At 68.8% G+C, this 16,342-nt stretch carries 13 protein-coding genes; 10 read left to right on the top strand and 3 right to left on the bottom strand.

Annotated features, from left to right (window positions below):
- Positions 1-115: 115 nt before the first annotated feature.
- Positions 116-808: a hypothetical protein gene (locus WV31_RS10620; RefSeq protein ID WP_145980824.1), complete on the top strand. Its 693-nt coding sequence runs from the start codon at positions 116-118 to the stop codon at positions 806-808.
- Between the two features lie 79 nt (positions 809-887).
- Positions 888-1,310: a hypothetical protein gene (locus tag WV31_RS10615; protein ID WP_085373549.1), complete on the top strand. Its 423-nt coding sequence runs from the start codon at positions 888-890 to the stop codon at positions 1,308-1,310.
- Positions 1,311-1,485: 175 nt separating this feature from the next.
- Here the strand turns inward: WV31_RS10615 and WV31_RS21590 are convergent, their stop codons facing one another.
- Positions 1,486-1,986, bottom strand: a complete 501-nt coding sequence (locus WV31_RS21590; protein ID WP_068438565.1) for a glycine zipper 2TM domain-containing protein — start codon at positions 1,984-1,986, stop codon at positions 1,486-1,488.
- Positions 1,987-2,274: 288 nt separating this feature from the next.
- Between WV31_RS21590 and WV31_RS10605 the strand changes: the two genes are divergently transcribed.
- From WV31_RS10605 to WV31_RS10595, 3 genes are read left to right on the top strand one after another with little or no spacing between them, the layout of a single operon-like run.
- A complete protein-coding gene (locus WV31_RS10605; protein ID WP_145980823.1) occupies positions 2,275-3,354 on the top strand; it encodes a hypothetical protein in 1,080 nt (359 codons plus the stop codon).
- Positions 3,355-3,364: 10 nt separating this feature from the next.
- On the top strand, positions 3,365-4,738 hold the full coding sequence (locus tag WV31_RS10600) for a DnaB-like helicase C-terminal domain-containing protein (protein WP_168185913.1): 1,374 nt from the start codon (positions 3,365-3,367) through the stop codon (positions 4,736-4,738).
- A 23-nt stretch (positions 4,739-4,761) separates the two neighbouring features.
- Positions 4,762-6,192, top strand: a complete 1,431-nt coding sequence (locus tag WV31_RS10595; protein ID WP_145980822.1) for a hypothetical protein — start codon at positions 4,762-4,764, stop codon at positions 6,190-6,192.
- A 4-nt stretch (positions 6,193-6,196) separates the two neighbouring features.
- On the opposite strand, the gene WV31_RS10590 is transcribed toward WV31_RS10595, so the two are convergent.
- Positions 6,197-6,865, bottom strand: a complete 669-nt coding sequence (locus WV31_RS10590) for a hypothetical protein (RefSeq protein ID WP_068438576.1) — start codon at positions 6,863-6,865, stop codon at positions 6,197-6,199.
- A 124-nt stretch (positions 6,866-6,989) separates the two neighbouring features.
- Here WV31_RS10590 and WV31_RS21585 point away from each other — a divergent pair, with 124 nt between their 5' ends.
- On the top strand, positions 6,990-7,223 hold the full coding sequence (locus WV31_RS21585; protein ID WP_145980821.1) for a hypothetical protein: 234 nt from the start codon (positions 6,990-6,992) through the stop codon (positions 7,221-7,223).
- Here the strand turns inward: WV31_RS21585 and WV31_RS22095 are convergent.
- The gene (locus WV31_RS22095; RefSeq protein ID WP_168185912.1) at positions 7,210-8,022 is read right to left on the bottom strand and encodes an EAL domain-containing protein; all 813 of its coding nucleotides are present in this window, start codon (positions 8,020-8,022) and stop codon (positions 7,210-7,212) included. The two genes, WV31_RS21585 and WV31_RS22095, sit on opposite strands and share 14 nt — an antisense overlap.
- Before the next feature lie 147 nt (positions 8,023-8,169).
- Here WV31_RS22095 and WV31_RS22090 point away from each other — a divergent pair, with 147 nt between their 5' ends.
- From WV31_RS22090 to WV31_RS10565, 4 genes are all read left to right on the top strand, one after another.
- Positions 8,170-9,027, top strand: a complete 858-nt coding sequence (locus tag WV31_RS22090; RefSeq protein WP_068438588.1) for a hypothetical protein — start codon at positions 8,170-8,172, stop codon at positions 9,025-9,027.
- A 26-nt stretch (positions 9,028-9,053) separates the two neighbouring features.
- Positions 9,054-10,310 carry an HlyD family efflux transporter periplasmic adaptor subunit gene (locus tag WV31_RS10575; protein WP_085373543.1) on the top strand — a complete coding sequence of 419 codons (1,257 nt, stop codon included), beginning with the start codon at positions 9,054-9,056 and terminating at the stop codon, positions 10,308-10,310.
- Positions 10,311-10,331: 21 nt separating this feature from the next.
- A complete protein-coding gene (locus tag WV31_RS10570; RefSeq protein WP_085373542.1) occupies positions 10,332-10,892 on the top strand; it encodes a response regulator in 561 nt (186 codons plus the stop codon).
- Between the two features lie 97 nt (positions 10,893-10,989).
- Positions 10,990-16,281 (top strand): Ig-like domain-containing protein, encoded by a 5,292-nt coding sequence (locus WV31_RS10565; protein ID WP_085373540.1) that lies wholly within the window; start codon positions 10,990-10,992, stop codon positions 16,279-16,281.
- Positions 16,282-16,342 lie beyond the last annotated feature (61 nt).

Genomic DNA, 16,342 nt, shown 5'->3' with positions numbered 1-16,342 from the left:
GGCGCCGACCGAGCGCGGTTGGCGGGCCGCGCTGGTGCGGCATGGATGGATGGAGACGACGATGAGGATTTCGAACGGCTTGGTGGGTTCAAAGGCGCAGGAGAGGCGTGCCCGCATGCGTGCCGCGTTCGCCGATGGAGCCGTAAGGGAAGGTGCCGTCAGGGCGCGGTGGGCGGGCCGCTCCGATGCGGCATGGATGGAAGGGAATGCCATGCTCGATGGCTCCATTGCCGCCAGTCCGGTTCGGATTGCGGAATTCGTCTCCGTCGCCTCGAGGCTGATGGCCGGCGTGCTGCTGCTGAAGGCCGCCGTGGAGAACCAGGAGGACTCCGACCTGTTCGAGGCCGCTGAAGGCATGGCCGAGACGGCCAAGCAGTGCCGCATCGTCCTTGACGCCTGCGAGCATCCGGTTCTGGTGGCGAGCGGCGCGGCGGCGGCGGTCCGGGCGTTCGGCGAATTCGTCCGGGACGGTGGATGGGCCGATGACGAAGCCATTCTCCCTGCGTTCGACGCGGCGTGGAGCGTGGTCGAGCGCGTCATGGTCGCCGCCGTCACCGACGGATATTCCAGCCTCGTCGATGTGACGAAGATGCCGAGCGCCGCCGACGAGCTGATGATGCTGTCCATCGTGGAGAGCAGCGCCATCTCGGTCGAGTGCGTCTTCTGGAATGTGCCGTCCATCCGGGAACAGCCCGGGCAGGCGGCCGAGCGACTGGTCCTTGCGCTGACGCATGCGATGCACGGCTGCGCTCCGGCTGCGGAGGCGCTCGACGGCATGCGGAGGAAGGTCCTGCCGCTCCTGGCTTGAGACAGGGAAAGGGAGGAGGCGCCGACCAGGCGCGGGCGGTGGACCGCGCTGGTGCGGCGCAGATGGACAGGAGAAGGCGATGGGGATTTCGAGCGGATGGATGGGTTCCAGGACGAGGGCGCTGGTTGAGGCGACGAAGGCGACCGTTCGGCGGGTGCTGGGGCCTGAGGGGGTGAAGGCGGAAGCGGAGAAGGAGGTCCGGCGCCGTGGCCCCTACGCGAAGTCGCAGGAGAGGCATGCCCGCATGCGGGCGGCTTTCGCCAAGGGCGCTGCCGTGGCCGAGATTGCGGTCGAGTTCCAGGTATCGCAGGGGACGGTCCACCGCGTGCTCGGCGATGTCTTGAGGCAGCGGCGCAGCGCGCGCGATGAGGCCATCCACGGCCTGAAAGGCCTTGGCTTCTCGCAAGCCTCGATTGCCCAGGTGGTCGGCATGACGGATGCCGGCGTCAGCCTGGCGCTCAAGCGCATGCGTGCGCGGTCAGGCGAGGCGGTCGGGGCCTAGGGCCGGCCAAGCGCCATTCCGGAATCGATGCGGCGAGCCGGCTCCTTCGGGGGCCGGCTTTCGTCGTGCCATGCCCCAAGCCCGAGGGAATCCTCGCGCGCACGCGCGTACCGCCTGCGCAAAGAAGAAGCGGGACCCCGAGGGATCCCGCTCTCCGGACTCGACGGCAAGTCCGTCAAAAGTTCCATGTCGAGCCGTTGTCGGCGGTGCAGGCCGTTCCCTGGCTCTGGGTGCCGCCGCCCTTGGCCTCGAAGGTCTGGAGCTGGTAGGTGCGGCAGACGGAGTTCTGCGGCGCGTTCTGCGGCGTCTGCACCTGCGGGCCGGCGACGAAGGTCATCCTGCTGCCGGTGCTGGACTGCCAGCTGTTCGACTGCCCGGGCTGGAGCTGGGACAGCGAGCGATCGGCGTAGGCCTTGTCGGCGCGATCGAGCGAGGCGCCGATCTGGTTGCCGAGGTAGCCGCCGATGGCGACGCCGGCGGCCGTGCCGATGAGCTTGCCGTTGCCGCCGCCGAACATCGAGCCTCCCAGCCCTCCGAGGGCGGCGCCGATGCCGGTGCCGATGGTCTGCTTGTCGAGCTGGAATCCGCCCTGGCCGTTGGCGCCCGGCATTCCGGCGCAGGCGGAGAGGGAAGCGGACAGCGCGAGCGCGGCCGCGATGGCGGTGAACTTCTTCATGCGGGGTCCTCCGTGTGCGGGCATTGGCCCGAGCCGGCACGATTGCCCGGCACGGAGAATCTGGGTCCGGAAGGAGCCGTCGGGTTCGGATGCGGCAGCCGCTTGCATCCGGGCGCATGATCGCAGCAGTGGAGCTGCTTTCCGGGAATTTCGATCAGAGCGGCTTATAGGAGCTTGCCGGATTCCCGGGATCGCTCCATATCCTGATCGAGGCATGGCGGAGCAACCCCAGCCTCCACGATGAAGAGGGCGAACGCCCCGCACCTGGCAAGGCTTCTGGAGGCCATCATGGCAATCGTTCCGACGCTCGACGTGCGCGCGCTCCGCGCCGCCCTGCCCTTGAAGGAGGACCATCACCTCCTCGGGTGGCTCGACCTGCATGCCCGTCTGGTCCTCTCCCCGGATGGGGCCGTCGTCGTGTCCCAGCGGGAACTGGCCGACGACTGGCGCCGTCCCGAGACGACGGTCCGCCGCTTCCTCGCCCGGCTGTCCGAAGCGGGCTGGATCTCCCTGGTGTCGTCCGGCCGCCGGGCCGTCATCCGTCTGGCTTCTCCTCCCTGCTTCGTCATCGGGCAGGATGCGGGGAAGGCGGCGGTTGATCCGTTCTTCGCCCCGATCGCCGAGGCCCCCCGGCCCCCAGCCCCCGCGGTTCCCGTGGCTGCGGCGGCGCCGCTGGATCCGGACGAGGCGTTCGCCCAGGCGGCCATCAACGGCGTCGGCGAAATCCCCCGCGTCGATCCGCCGGCGCCTCCCGTTGTCGCGCCGCGCCGCTCCGTCGTGAAGCAGGTTGCCCCGCAGCAGCAGAGCCTGTTCGGCCTTGACGAGCTTTCCGGCATGGCCGCGAAGCCGATGCCGGAGGTGTCCATTCCCGCTGCGGCCGATGAAGCGGCCCCGAAGAGGAAGCGGAAGGCCCCGGCCAAGCCGCCGGTCGATCCGGAGAAGAGGATCTTCGTCGAGGACACGGCCGCCCTGCTCCATGAAGAGCACCGCACCGACAAGGGGGTGGCGCTCCGGCGCCTCTACCACCTGCTGTCGCCGGCCTGCGGCTTCGGCATGAAGGATGTCGAGGCGGCGATCGAGGTCATGCGCCTGCGGGACGCGGAGGAGATCCCGCTCGAGAATCCGCTGTCCTTCATCGAATGGGCGCTGAAGAAGCCCGAGGAAGCCGCGGCCTACGCGGACAAGCTCATGGGGGTCGGAGCGCCGGCCGCTTCGCCGCAGGCCTCGGTCCGCAGGCTCCGCTCGTCGCCCGCGACCACCGCCAGGATGGTGACGACGGCCGAGGAGATGGGCGTCACGGCGGGCATGGCGGCGGCCATCCAGCGCAATGCCGATCTCGCCAACAGCCATTACAAGTTCGCGGTCTGAGGAGGGCATCATGACCATGCGCACCGCTGCTTCCGTCCGTTCCCTGCCGGGCCGCGCGCCTTCGTCGGCGCTGCTGAATGTCCCGATGCCGTCCGACACCGATCTCGAGGCGTTCGTCCTCGGCGGCCTGCTGTCCTCCTCCGCCAGCGAGGCGAAGAAGCATGTGCTCGCGCTCGACGAGACCTGCTTCTCGGATGGCGTCCTGCGCCGGCTCTATTCGGCCGCCCTCTCGGTGGTGATGAAGGGCCGGGATCCGTCGCCGCAGGTGGTCGGCTTCGAGATTGGCCGCGATGCCCTCGAGGCCTTCGGCGGATCGGCCTTCCTCGGCGATCTGGCCTCGCGCGGCGAAGGCTCGGCCTCCTGCATGGCCGATGCGATTGTTTCCCTCCGCTTGGCGGCGAACAGGCGCGAGGCCATTTCGGCGGCCCTGGAACTGATCGCGGCCGCCTCGAACGAGGAATGCGCTCCCGAGGAGGCCATGTCGACCTGCTTCCGCAGGCTGCGCGCCGGCATGGCCCAGGGCGGCACCGGCCTGATGCGGACCAAGCGGGAGGTGGCCGCGACGGCGATCGACGAGCGGCTGGCCTGCGGACCGGCGATCACCACGGGAATCGTCGAGCTCGACAAGCTCATCCTCGGCGGCATCCGCCCCAGGACCTTCGTGGTCATCGAATCGTCCTACGGCTCCGGCAAGTCGGCGCTGCTGGCCACCGTATCGGACAACATCAACCTTCAGGGCGTGAAGACCCTCTACATCACGCTGGAAAGCACGGCGGAAGAGCTCGAGATGCGCATGGTCGCGCGGCGCATGAACCTCCGCATGGCCTGGACCTTCGACGAGTCCCACGAAGGCTTCGCCATGATGCGGGCCAACCGCGACGCCTATGTCGAGCAGGTGCCCGACAACGTGGTGTATCTCGAGCTGCGCAATCCGACGGTCGATACGCTGCACCGGGAGATCCTGCGGGCGAAGCACCGCTACGGCATCCAGGTGGTGATCCTCGATTACGTCCAGTGCATCGGCGGCATGGAGAAGGGCATCCGCGAGGAGACCTTCTGGTTCGGCGTGGGCCGGGCCCTGCGCGACATCGCCAAGGAGGAGGATCTGGCCATCCTCGCGGCGGCGCAGGACGACAAGCGTACGGCGGTCGCCCTGCGGCAGAGCTCGTCGCTGCTGCTGGTCATGGAGCGCGACATCAACGACGACGCCGTGCATTTCCATGTCGAGAAGACGAACGATTCGCCCTATGGGCGGACGGACCGCGGAACCCATGCGCCGATCATCCTCGATCCGGCCGGGCCGCATGTGCGCGACGCGCGGGGCGAGGACATCACCACGAGGATCCAGCGGGATCTCGAGCGTGGCGTGGAGCCGCAGGAATGAGCGGACGAAGGATGGAGGCGGCGATGGGCGACGCGATGAAGGGCATCGGCTTGGGCACCGGAGAGGGGAAGGAGGATTATGGCTTCCTGCATGCGCTCCGGACGGCCTTGAAGGCCTCGAAGGGGTCGGTCAAGCGGAAGAACCCTCCGAGGACCTATTCCGACATCCTTGGAGAGATGGCCCGTCGTCCGGGCTTCTTCCCCCATGTCGATGCGCCCGCGGCGCCGATCCATGTCTTCGGGATGACGGCGGACGAGCTCGAGAAGGAGCTGGACGCGTGGTATGCGACGCCGATCGAGATCGAGGGCCAGGGCTTCGCGAAGGGCAAGCGCCATCTCCGCCGCCCTGATTCGACGATGACTCGCCTCTTCTCCGCCGTCGTCTCCTATCCGGTGCCGATCGCCGCGATGACGGCGGCGGATTCCGAGCTGGCCGGCATCTACTTCGGCCTGGCGGATGGGTTCATGGGCCGTCTGCTCGGCGAGGATCTCCGGTCGGTCTATGAGCACCGGGACGAGGAATACCTGCACCGGCACTACCAGGGCTTCTCCAAGGACCCTTCGGTGGAGCTGCATCCGTGCTACCGGGCGAAGAGGGCGGCCAGCGGTCGCGGCATTCCGGGCCGCATCGGCAATCAGGCGTTCGTCCGGGCCGGAAAGGAGCTGCAGTACGCGTTCTGGCTGGAGGTGTCGGCCCCTTGCGGCTTCGCGCATCGCGACAACACGAAGGTTTCGCGCCGTCTTCCGCTGGCCGCCGTCCGCCAGATCAAGCGGTATCGCCAGATGGCGGCCGACGCTCTCGCGGTCGGTGTTCCGGCGACCGTGGAGAACGCCTCCCTGCGCGAACGCGTCGAGGCTCTGATGCAGCAGGCGGCGCGTCAGTCCGCCGCGCGTTCGGCGGTGGAGACGGAGCTGGCGGCGAGCCGCGATTCCGTCCAGGCCCTTTCGGCCCGGGTCGAGGAGATCGAGCGGACCGGTGCGGAGGCGGTCAGCCGCTGGGAGAACGAGAAGCGGCTCCGCGAGGACGCCGAGGCCAAATGGGACGGCGAACGCGCCAACCGCAGGGACGTCGCGAGGCGGGCCTTGGAGGAGAAGGCATCCAGGGAGGCCGCGGAGGATCAGCTGGAGACAGCGAGGGCCGCGCGCGAGTCGGACAGGGCCGCGGCGGCCATGCTGCAGGATCGGATCGAGGCGCTGGAGGCCATGCTGGCGGATCGGGACGGGACGATCGCCTGGCTCCGCCGCTTCGCGCCCTCCGGCGGTTCCGATGGAGCGGATGGCGGCCCGGCGCCGGCGGCTTCGGACGCCCTGCTCGATGTCCAGCGCCCGGAAAGCGGCCGCTACATCCGGCCTGCGGCGAGGAACATCCTGGAAGCCGGATCGTCCTACCCCCCTCTCCCCCCTCGCAACCGGCGGCGCGGCGACGAAGGGGGAGGAGAGGCGGTATCCAGGTAGGGCATCAGGGGAGCCGCAGGCGTCCGAGCTTGCGGATCCAGGGCCTTTCGTTGGTGATGCACGGGCGCCCGATGGTCGCCAGCTCGGCGTGCAGGGCCGGCTCGTGGTGCCGGAGGATGGCATCGACGGCCCGATCGTTCAGGATGTCGGCCGCGAGATCCGCGAGATCCTCATCGGCTTCCGGCCTGCCCTTCGCCGGGGTGGGAAGGCCGCGCTTCGCCCGGGCGTCCGCCGCATCCAGCTTCGCGTCGGTCCAGCGCATCCGCCAGAGGGCGCATCGGGCCTTGGGATCGGTTTCCGCGAGGATGATCAGGAATCCACGGGCAGCGGCGTCCTCTTCGAGCGCGATGCCGTTCGGCGTCATGATGGGCTGGAGGGGCATGATGCCGTGGCCTTCCAGCGCGCGCGACAGGATCGGGATCGCCTTGTCTCGGATGCCGGGAGCCATCCCCTCGCCGAAGCTCATGGCGGCGGCATCGGCTCCATCCTCGTCGAGCGCCTTGGCGAGGTCGAAGCAGGCATCGACGATGGCGCCGATTTCCGAATCCTCGGGAAGATCCCTGACGGCCCGCGCGAGCGTGCGGATGCGGTCCCTGTTCCTCGGCGAGGGCGGAACGGCTCCGGGCAGCGGGAACTCTTCCCAGTCCAGATCGACGGCGTGGAGATATGTCATGCGCGGTTTCCTTCTCTTCGGTGCCGGGCCTTCGTCCGGCGGGTCGGTCTCTCCAAAGGGGAGATGGGGCCGGGAAGGGGTCGATCGGGACACATGTTCTCCGGGAACCGAAGTGGAGGTCGGCATGGAACCGGGAGACGCGTTGGCCATGGCGGGCGTTCTGGCCGCGGCGTTCGCCATCGTGCGGATCGGCGGCCTCGCGCTGCTCGGCTTCGCAGGCTGGGCGGCGGCGTCCTGGGCGCTTCTGCAGGCGGGATGGATGCAGGTGCTGGCCTGCTGGATCGCCGTGCCGGCGGCCTGCGCCCTGATCGACGGTGCGCTTTGGGCTTTCCGCCGTCCGAGGATCAGCCGAATCTGACCAGAGCGGCGTCCAGGGCCTCGGGCTTGTGGAAGCGGTAGCCCTGGGCGATGGGGATGCCATGCTCGCGGCACCAGGCGAGGTGGGTCTCGGTCTCGATGCCTTCGGCCACGATGTGCTCGATTCCGTATTGGCGGGCGATGTGCCTGGCATGCCTGAAGGCCCGTCCGGCCTTCTTCTTCGAGGAGGAGTGATCGTCGCCGAAGAGGACGCCGCGATCGAGCTTGATGCTCTGGACCGGAAGGGCATGGATGCGGCGGAGATCCTCCCCGCCTCCTTCGTAGCTTTCCCCGAAGCCTGCATCGTCCAGCGCCATGCGGATGCCCTTCTCGGCGAAGGGAGCGAGGATGGCCGCGATGCGATGGGGATCGCCGATGCGGTCGCGCTCCGTGATTTCCAGTTCGATCGCCCTCTCGTCCGGCGCCCTCTCCTCGATGAGCCGGAGCATGGCTTCGGGGAGGTCCTCGATGATCAGGTCGGTCTCATCGATGTTGATGGCGACTGGTACCGGCTGCCTCCTCATGCGGAGCTCCCTGGAGATGACCAGGGCACGGCATGTCATGACCTCGGCGAAATCGAGCCGTGTCCCGGCCTCCCGCTCCTTCACCCTGTCGATGATGCTCATCGGTCCGACAAGGCCGGAGGAATCGTGGCCGCGCAGAAGCAGCTCGAAGGAGTCGAGGCGGGCGTCTCCGATGCGGACCTTGGCCTGCAGGTGGAGGTCGAGCATCTCGAGCCCGAGCGACCGCGCGAGGGCCTGGCGGTTCCTTTCGTCGAGGGCGGCGAGTCGATCGGGCATGCTTGCGGCCCTCCCCTGTCGTTGCGTCGACGGGGAGTTGGGTCGCGTGTCTTTGACGATCGTTAGATCGGCCGTCCGATCCGATCTCCGCCGCCCCATTTCCTCCACCACGGGCGACATGGCCCGGCACGGGATGGGGAGGGGTGCATGTTCGGCGAGATCTGGGGAAGGCTGGCGGGAAGCCCGGGAACGTTCGGGAAGTCCATCTTCGCCACGGCCATCATGTGGATGCTGGATCTGGCGGGTGCGGCCTATGTGTCGCTGGCGTTCAAGCGGTTCGGCGAAGCGGGCTACGCTTCGGGGATCCTGGTGCTTACCGGCTTCCTGCTCGCCTTCGGCCTGTTCCGCTTCCTGCTCTCGGATCTGCGTCAGGCGCTGCTGGCCCTGGCCTTCGCTTCCGGGCCGGAAGGCGACATCGCCCTGCTGCGGGCCTGCGCGGCTGGCTCTCCTGCCCAGCGGTCGGCCCGCATGAATGTGGCCCGCATGGTGTCGGGCGCGTTCTCGGCGGGATCCGTGGCGGCGCTGCTGGATCTGCCCTTCGCCGTCCTGTTCCTGGCCCCGATCTTCGTCGTCGCCGGTACCGCCACCGGCACGGCCTGCTCCGCCGTAGTTGCGCTGGCGGTCGTGGTGCTGCTGCTCGCTTCGGCCCGCTCGCGCCGCCTCAATCGCGATCTCGTGGCGGCCGAGGGGCGCCTCGCCAAGGCCCAGGATGAAGCGGAAGCCGCGGCGCTGGCCGTCGATGCCCATGCGCGGCGGATGCATGCGGAGCGGGCCGCCGGCACGGATCGGGGCATCGGGCTGCTGTTCTCGACGCTGATGCTGGGCGCGGCCATCGCCTCCGGCCCGCTGCTCGGCGATGCGCTGGCCATCCCGCAGAACCTCATCGTCGCCAACATCCTGGCGGCCCGCTCGGTCGGCGCGGTCATCCAGGCGATCGGGGCGATGTCCCGCATGGCGGCCGCCATGCCGGCGAAGCAGGCCCTCGATGCCGAGCTTTCGGCTTGAACAACGGATCGGACAGGGAGACGGATATGACCGCCATCGCACGCATCGGCACGGAGCTCATCGCCATCGAGGAGAAGCGCGTCCGCGCCGGCTGGATCCTCTCGGTCGCTTCGGCCGCCATCCTCGCGGGAGGAATCGTCGCAGCCGACCATACGCCATGGGATGCTTCGGCCACGGCCCAGGGGGTCGTCGTCGCTCCGTCCCGCGTCCAGGCTGTAGGCTCCGCCGAAGGCGGTCTGGTCTCGCGGGTGCTGGTGCGCCCCTCGGACCGCGTCGAGGCCGGGCAGCCCATCCTCGAGCTGGATTCCTCGCTGCCGGCCGCCGATGTCGAGAGGCTGTCCTATGCGTCGGATGCGGCGCGTGCCGATGTGCTGCGCCTCGAAGCCGAGATGGCGGGCAAGGAACCGCTGCTCGATGGCCTGCCCGACGGCATCGCTCGCTCGGCCCGTGCGGCCTGGGAGCTTCGGGCTTCCCGCCGCCGGGATGAGCTGGCCGCGAAGGAGGCCGAAACGGCCGCCCAAACGGCTCCGCTGGCGGCCTACCGCCAGTCGCTCGATGCGGGGCTGTCCGTTCTCCGCCGTCTCGAGGAAGGCGCGTCCATGGGCGTGATCCCGAGGAACCGCGCCGACGATCAGCGCCGCCAGGTCGAGGATTTGCGCGGACGGCTCGCCAAGGGCGAATCGGATGCCAAGGCGGCCGCTCTTCAGCTCTCCGTCCTGCGCAGCGCGCAGATGGAGGCTGCGTCGAAGGATCTGGCGGAGGCCCGGGGCCGCTTCCATGAAGCCGAGCAGCAGCTCCGCAAGGCCCGCGAACAGGATCGGCGCACGGTGCTGCGTTCTCCGGTGTCCGGCCGCATCAAGACCCTCGCCGCGGCGGGGCCCGGGCTTGCGGTCAAGCCGGGCGAGCAGCTCGCCGAGATCGTCGAGGAAGGAGGCGAGCTGCGGGTCGAGGCCCGAGTGGCCGCTTCCGAGCGCGGGCATCTGAAGGTCGGCGGACCGGTCCGCATCGTGCTGGCGGGGGACGATGGCAGCCATGAGGGCATCGAAGGACGCCTGCTGTCGATCGCCCCGGATTCCCAGGCGGACCAGACGGGGCGCCGCACCTTCGCCGTGGAAGCCTCCATCGGCCCCACTTCCTTCCCCGGAAGGGCGGGAGGTCCGTCCTATCCGCTGAGCAGCGGGGTCGAGGTGCTGGTGTTCCAGACCTACGGCGAACGCTCGCTTCTGGGCTTCCTGGCAGGTCCCCTGCTTGGCCAGAAGGCGCTGTGGAACGAAGGCCGCTGAGCCGCAACGAGGAGACTTGGCATGAGCATCGGTCGTGACTGGATGAAGGCTCGCACCCAGGTGAAGGTGCTCGTCGTCGATGATGAGGCGGTGATGCGCCGCCACATCATCCGCATGCTGCGGAACATCCCGGTGCTCGATGTCGAGATCGCCGAGGCGAGGGATGGCTCGGCCGCCCTCCTGCATCTGCGGGGCGGGCTGGAGAACAAGCCGGACCTGATCATCACCGATCTTCGGATGGAGCCGATGGGAGGTTTGGACTTCATCCGGGCGGTGCGATCCGGCGATGATGGCATCGATCGCTTTTTGCCGATGGTCGCGATGACCTCGGACACCGAAACCGATACGGTGACTCGGGTCCTGCGGGCCGGAGCGGACGGCCTCGTGACGAAGCCGGTTTCCCAGGAGATGCTCCGTCGCCAGGTGCTGCCGGTGCTGACCCGGGAATCTCCCTTCATCGAGATTGTGCTGCCGGAAGGGAAATATTTCGGCCCGTTCTCGCCCTTCGTGAAGCAGCATGTCCTCGTTCCGGGCTGCCCGCACCGCATCGTGCACAAGCGTCAGGGCCGCATCGCGGCATAGAGGCGGACCGCTGTCCGGCCCCATCTTCTGATGGGATGGCGCTCTGGGCGCCGCATGGCCTCGCCGTCACGGCAGGCCTCAGCCGGGAGACGGGACGATGTCCGAGCAGGAGATGGATCGCGATCGCCGCGAAGGCATTCCGGCCGATGCGTTCATGGGCATGGATCAGGCCGTCGCGGCCTATGTCGCTTCGGCCGCGCCGGAATCCGTCGTGGAAGCGAAGGCGCCGGTCGAGCCGATCGAGCATGCGAAGGCCTCCATGGCTTCGTCGGCGGCTTCGGCGCCGATCCTCGTCGCGGATGCCGGCTTCCTGCCGGAAGGGACGATGCCTTCGTCCAATGCGATGGCCGGTCATGCACCGGCTCAGCGTGCGGAACCCGAGAACAAGGCTCCGGCCTTGGCCGGGACTTCGTCCGAGCCCGTCTTCTCCGCTCCGGACGCCCATCCGGCCTTCCAGGGCGGTTCTCCCGGCTCCCGTCCGGCAACGCAGCCGGAGCCGCATGCCGGACCGATGGCCCCTGCCGCTCCCCGCGCGGGCGAGGCGACGGATTCCGCCCCGGTCGGCATTCCGTCCGCTCCTTCGTCCGAGATCGTCGTACCGGCTCCAGCGCCCGCCTATCATCCGACGCTCCCCCCAGCCCCCGTCCAGCCAGCTCCGGCTCCTTCGCCGGAACCGGATCCGCTTCCCGTCGATCCGCAGAGCCTCGGCAGCCTGTCCGTGCAGGCGCTGGCCCTGAGCGGGAACGAGGGGCAGTCCGCGTCGGGTTCGCTGTCCGCGGTCGACTCCTACGGGGATGCGCTGTCCTACGCCGTCGTCGCCGGGCATGGGCCTTCCCATGGCTCCGTTTCCATCGATGCGGCGGGCGTCGTTTCCTACGCGGCGTCCTCGGCCTCGTGGAACGGCACGGACGATTTCCAGGTGCGGGTGTCGGACCAGCACGGCCTCAGCGCCGTCGCCCAGGTGCATGCGGTCATCGCGCCGATCGCCGAGGCCCCGTCCATCTCCTCGGCTGGAGCGCATGGAACCGAGGATGGAGGCGCGGTGTCCCTGCCGCTGACCATCTCCTCGGCCGATTCCATCTCCTCGGTCGTGATCTCCGGGCTTCCCGTCGGCGCTACCCTCTCGGCCGGGACGCTTTCGGGCGGCGCCTGGCATCTTGTCCCGGCCGATCTGGCCGGGCTATCCATCCTCCTGCCGGTCCATTGGGCCGGATCCGCGACGCTCGATGTCGTGGCCACGGCGCAGGATGACTCGGCGACGGCGACTTCGACGGCGCAGGTCTCCCTCGTCGTCGATCACGAGGCGCCCACGGCGACTTCCGATCCGGTGTCGGTGATCGCCGGCCATTCCGCCTCAGGCGCCGTCGTGGGCTCCGAGGCCGACGGAGCGGCCCTGTCCTATTCGCTGGTGTCCGGGCATGGCCCATCGCATGGCTCGGTGGTCTTGGCCGCCGATGGGACGTTCGTCTTCGCGGCCGATGCCGGATACGCGGGATCCGACTCGTTCCAGGTTCTCGTCTCCAACGGCTTCGGCCAGTCGGTCGCGCGCACGGTGTCGGTGACGGCGGCGGCCGATTCGATCAGCCTCTCCTCGTCCGGCGGTACCGGCCATGGGACGGTCTCCGGCTCCGTGTCCGGGACCAATGCGTCCGGGGATGCGATGGCCTACGCCGTCGTCTCGCAGGCGTCCAGCGGCACGGTGTCGGTGGATGCCTCCACGGGCGCCTGGACCTACGCGCCGACCGGCTCCTGGGCCGGTGGGGACGCGGACAGCGCGGTGATCTCGGTGTCCGATGGCCATGGACTGACCGTCCAGCGCACGATCTCCATCCTCGAAACGAACGACGCGCCGGTCCTTTCGTCCGCCGGAACCTCGACGGTGCGCGGCGGCACGGCGAACGGAACGATCTCCGCAACGGATGGCGATGGGGATTCCCTGTCGATCACGGCTTCCGCATCGCATGGCACCGTCGTCGTCAATGGCGATGGGACCTGGACCTACACGGAGACGGACACCGCCTTCACCGGCACGGACACGGTCTCCTTCGCAGCCTCGGACCACCACGGCGGCACGGCTTCCTCTACGGCTTCCGTCGTGGTCGGCGATGGGGCCTCCTTCTCGGTCTCGCTCACCGGCGGCAGCGGCCATGGCGACATCACGGGCACGGTTCAGGCCTCGGATCAGTTCTCCGATGCGATGGCCTATTCCATCGTCTCGCAGGGCTCGTCCGGAACCGTCTCCATAGACGCCGCGACGGGCGCCTATGCCTATTCGCCTTCCGGCGCATGGGTCGGGGGGCAAACCGATTCCTTCGTCGTGCGGGCTTCGGACGGGCATGGCGGCACCCATGACACGACGATCACCGTGGATGAGACCGACGCCGCTCCTGCGGTCTCCGGGGCGGCTTCCCTCTCCGGCACGACGCATGCGGTTCCCGTCGCCATCACGCAGGCCCAGCTGCTTGGACCGGCATCCGATGCGGACGGCGATGCGCTGTCGATCTCCGGGCTGTCCGCCGATCACGGATCGCTGTCCTCGACGGGGCCCGGCGCCTGGTCTCTTGATCCGCAGGGCTTCGACGGCACGATCACCTTGTCCTATTCGGTTCTGGATGGGCATGGGGGCTCGACGGCGGCCACCGCGACGCTCGTCTCGTCGGACACGGCTCCGACGGCATCCACGACCGGAGGAAGCGGACTGGAGGGGCATGTCATCACCGGCGCCGTGGTCGGGTCCGACACCGATGGCGATTCCCTGTCCTATGCGCTGGTGGCTGGGCATGGCCCGGCCCATGGCAGCGTCTCGCTTGCGGCGGACGGCTCCTATTCGTATTCCTCGACGGGCTACGCCGGAACCGACTCCTTCCGCGTGCTGGTGTCCGACGGCCATGGCGGCAGCGTCGCCGAGGACGTATCGGTGAGCGTGGGGGCGGTGACCATCTCGACATCGGCTTCCGGGGGTTCCGGGCCGGCCGAGGCGGCGATCGGCGGCAGCCTGTCCGCGTCGGTGTCCAGCGGCGACGCCGTATCATGGAGCCTGTCGGCTGCGCATTCGACTTCGGGGGGTGTGGAGACGGCCGCGCTGGCCCATGGCTCGATCTCCCTGGATGAAGCGACGGGCGCTTACACCTTCACCCCGGATGCCGGCTTCGTCGGGACCGATTCCTTCACGGCCATCGCCTCGGACGCCTACGGGAATTCGGCGTCGCGCACGGTGACGGTGACCGCGCAGGACAATGCCCCGACCGTGAGCGGGTCGGTCGATCTCGGCTCCGTGGGGCACAATGCCACGCTCTCCATCTCCTCCGCGTCGCTGCTTGGCAACGCATCCGACATCGACGGGCAGACCCTTTCCATCCTCGGGACGCCGACGGCGGACCACGGGACGATCTCCGCTTCCGGCGGCGGCTGGACGTATTCGTCCGGCGGCTACGTGGGGCCTGTCGCGCTGAGCTATACGGTTTCGGACGGGGCGGGCGGCACGGTGGCCGACACGGCGACGATCACGACGACGGATGCCGCGCCGACAGCCTCCGGCTTCTCCATCTCGGCGACGAGCGGCACCCCCCATACGGGCAACCTCACGACCGATTCGGGCGCCGCCGACGCCGATGGCGATTCCCTGGCATGGTCGCTGGCCAGCGGCCCTTCCCATGGCAGCGTCTCGGTCGCGGCGGATGGCTCCTATTCGTATTCCGGCACGAACGGCTACGCCGGAGCCGATTCCTTCACGGCGACGGCTTCGGATGGCCATGGGGGTTCCGTGTCGGTCATGGTCGGCGTCACGGACGTTCTTCCGCCGCCGGCACCTGTCTTCGGGGCGACGACGCCGCATGCCGTCCAGACCTTCGCGGCCATGCCGCTTCCCGTGCAGGCCGCCAACGATCTCGGCGGCGTGGTGTTCAACGGCTGGGAGGACAGCGCCGCCATGTCGGCGGCCGGCTTCACCGGGCAGATCTACTTCCGGACCGAGCTGTCCTTCCACAACTACACGAACCCCGACAACGGGCAGAACTGGATCAGCAGCAGCATCTACTCCGAGCTCTTCCAGCTCGACGGCAGCGGAGGATGGATCCAATACGATGCTCGGATAGACCTGTCCGTCGGCTACTTTTCCGGACTGAACCACGTCTGGTGGGCGGGAATGCAGGAGCTTGCCCTGGATCAGGCGCAGACCATGACGCTGTCCTACAGCGGCGTCGGCGGCGGCGCCGTGGCTCCGGCCTCTCCGGGAGATCTCCTGTCCCTGTCGGTGACGCTGCCGGCGGGCCTGACCGTCTATACCTCGGACGCCGGGAACGGGGATGGAGCGACGTCCTACTCGAATCACTCGACCTGGGTCGGCGGCCAGTGGATCATCGGCAACACCGATCCGCTGTCGCTGCCGGGCGGCATGGCCTCCTCGGTATCCGTCATGCAGAATGCGGCGACCGGAACGCTGGTCGCGCAGGCGAGCGCGACGGATCCCGATCTCGGAGCCGTGTCGTATTCGCTGGACGATAGCGCAGGCGGGCTCTTCGCCATCGATTCCTCGTCGGGCAGGATCACGGTGGCGAACGGGAACGGCACCCATGCCGTCGATCTGTCCGGCTACGATGTGGTCGTGCGGGCGACGACGGGACTGGGGGGAACGGCGACGGAGAGCATCCACATCGCCACGATCGATCCGATCCTCATCCAGGATTCGTGGCGCACGCACGATCCGCATTCCGGCGTCTCGTTCTCCGATGGCGTCTGGACCGCGGACGCGTCCCGCTTCGATACGCTGGACAGGCTGTGCGTGGAGGGCGGCTCCTGCACCGGACGGATCGAAGCCACCTCCTCGTCTCCGGTGACCTTCACCGGCTTCGACCCCCTTCACGGGCAGGGCGAGACCGTGGATAGCGCACATGGCGGCCGAGCCGTCGTCTTCTCCGATGGCTCTTGGTTCTACGAGGGCGCGGCGGGCTTCACCGGCACGGACAGCTTCTCGTTCATCGCGAGGGACGAGCAGGGCTCCTCGGTGCTCCAATCCGTCGCCGTCGAGGTGATCCCGTCCTCGTCGAACGCGCTGGAGCTCGCGCAGGCGGTCGCGGCGGGCGTCGATGCCGGACATGCTTCCGCGGCGGCGGGAACCGCTTCCGGGCCAGCGGATCTCTTCGTTCTGGAACAGGGGCATCAGCTGACCATCCACGATTTCTCGGCGGCCGCCGGCGATGCGCTCCTGATCCATGGCTACATCAGCCAGCAGGTCTCGTTCTCCGATCAGGCGGACGGGCTGCACGCCGTCGCGGGCGGCGCCGATCTGGCGGTGCTGGCGGGAATCCACGCCCACGACATCGGCCTGTCATCGACCGCCGCGGACGCCCATTCATGGCTCGATGCCCATGGGCTCATGCACTATGCCTGATGGCTTCAAAGGAACGCCTAACACGGCCTCCCCATCTTCGGGGGGTTCCCGGGGCGGAGCG

The sequence above is a fragment of the Magnetospirillum sp. ME-1 genome, from assembly GCF_002105535.1.
Classification (GTDB): Bacteria; Pseudomonadota; Alphaproteobacteria; order Rhodospirillales; family Magnetospirillaceae; genus Phaeospirillum.
The sequence above is the reverse complement of the archived record's forward strand: the minus strand, read 5'-3'. Positions and strand labels throughout refer to the sequence as shown.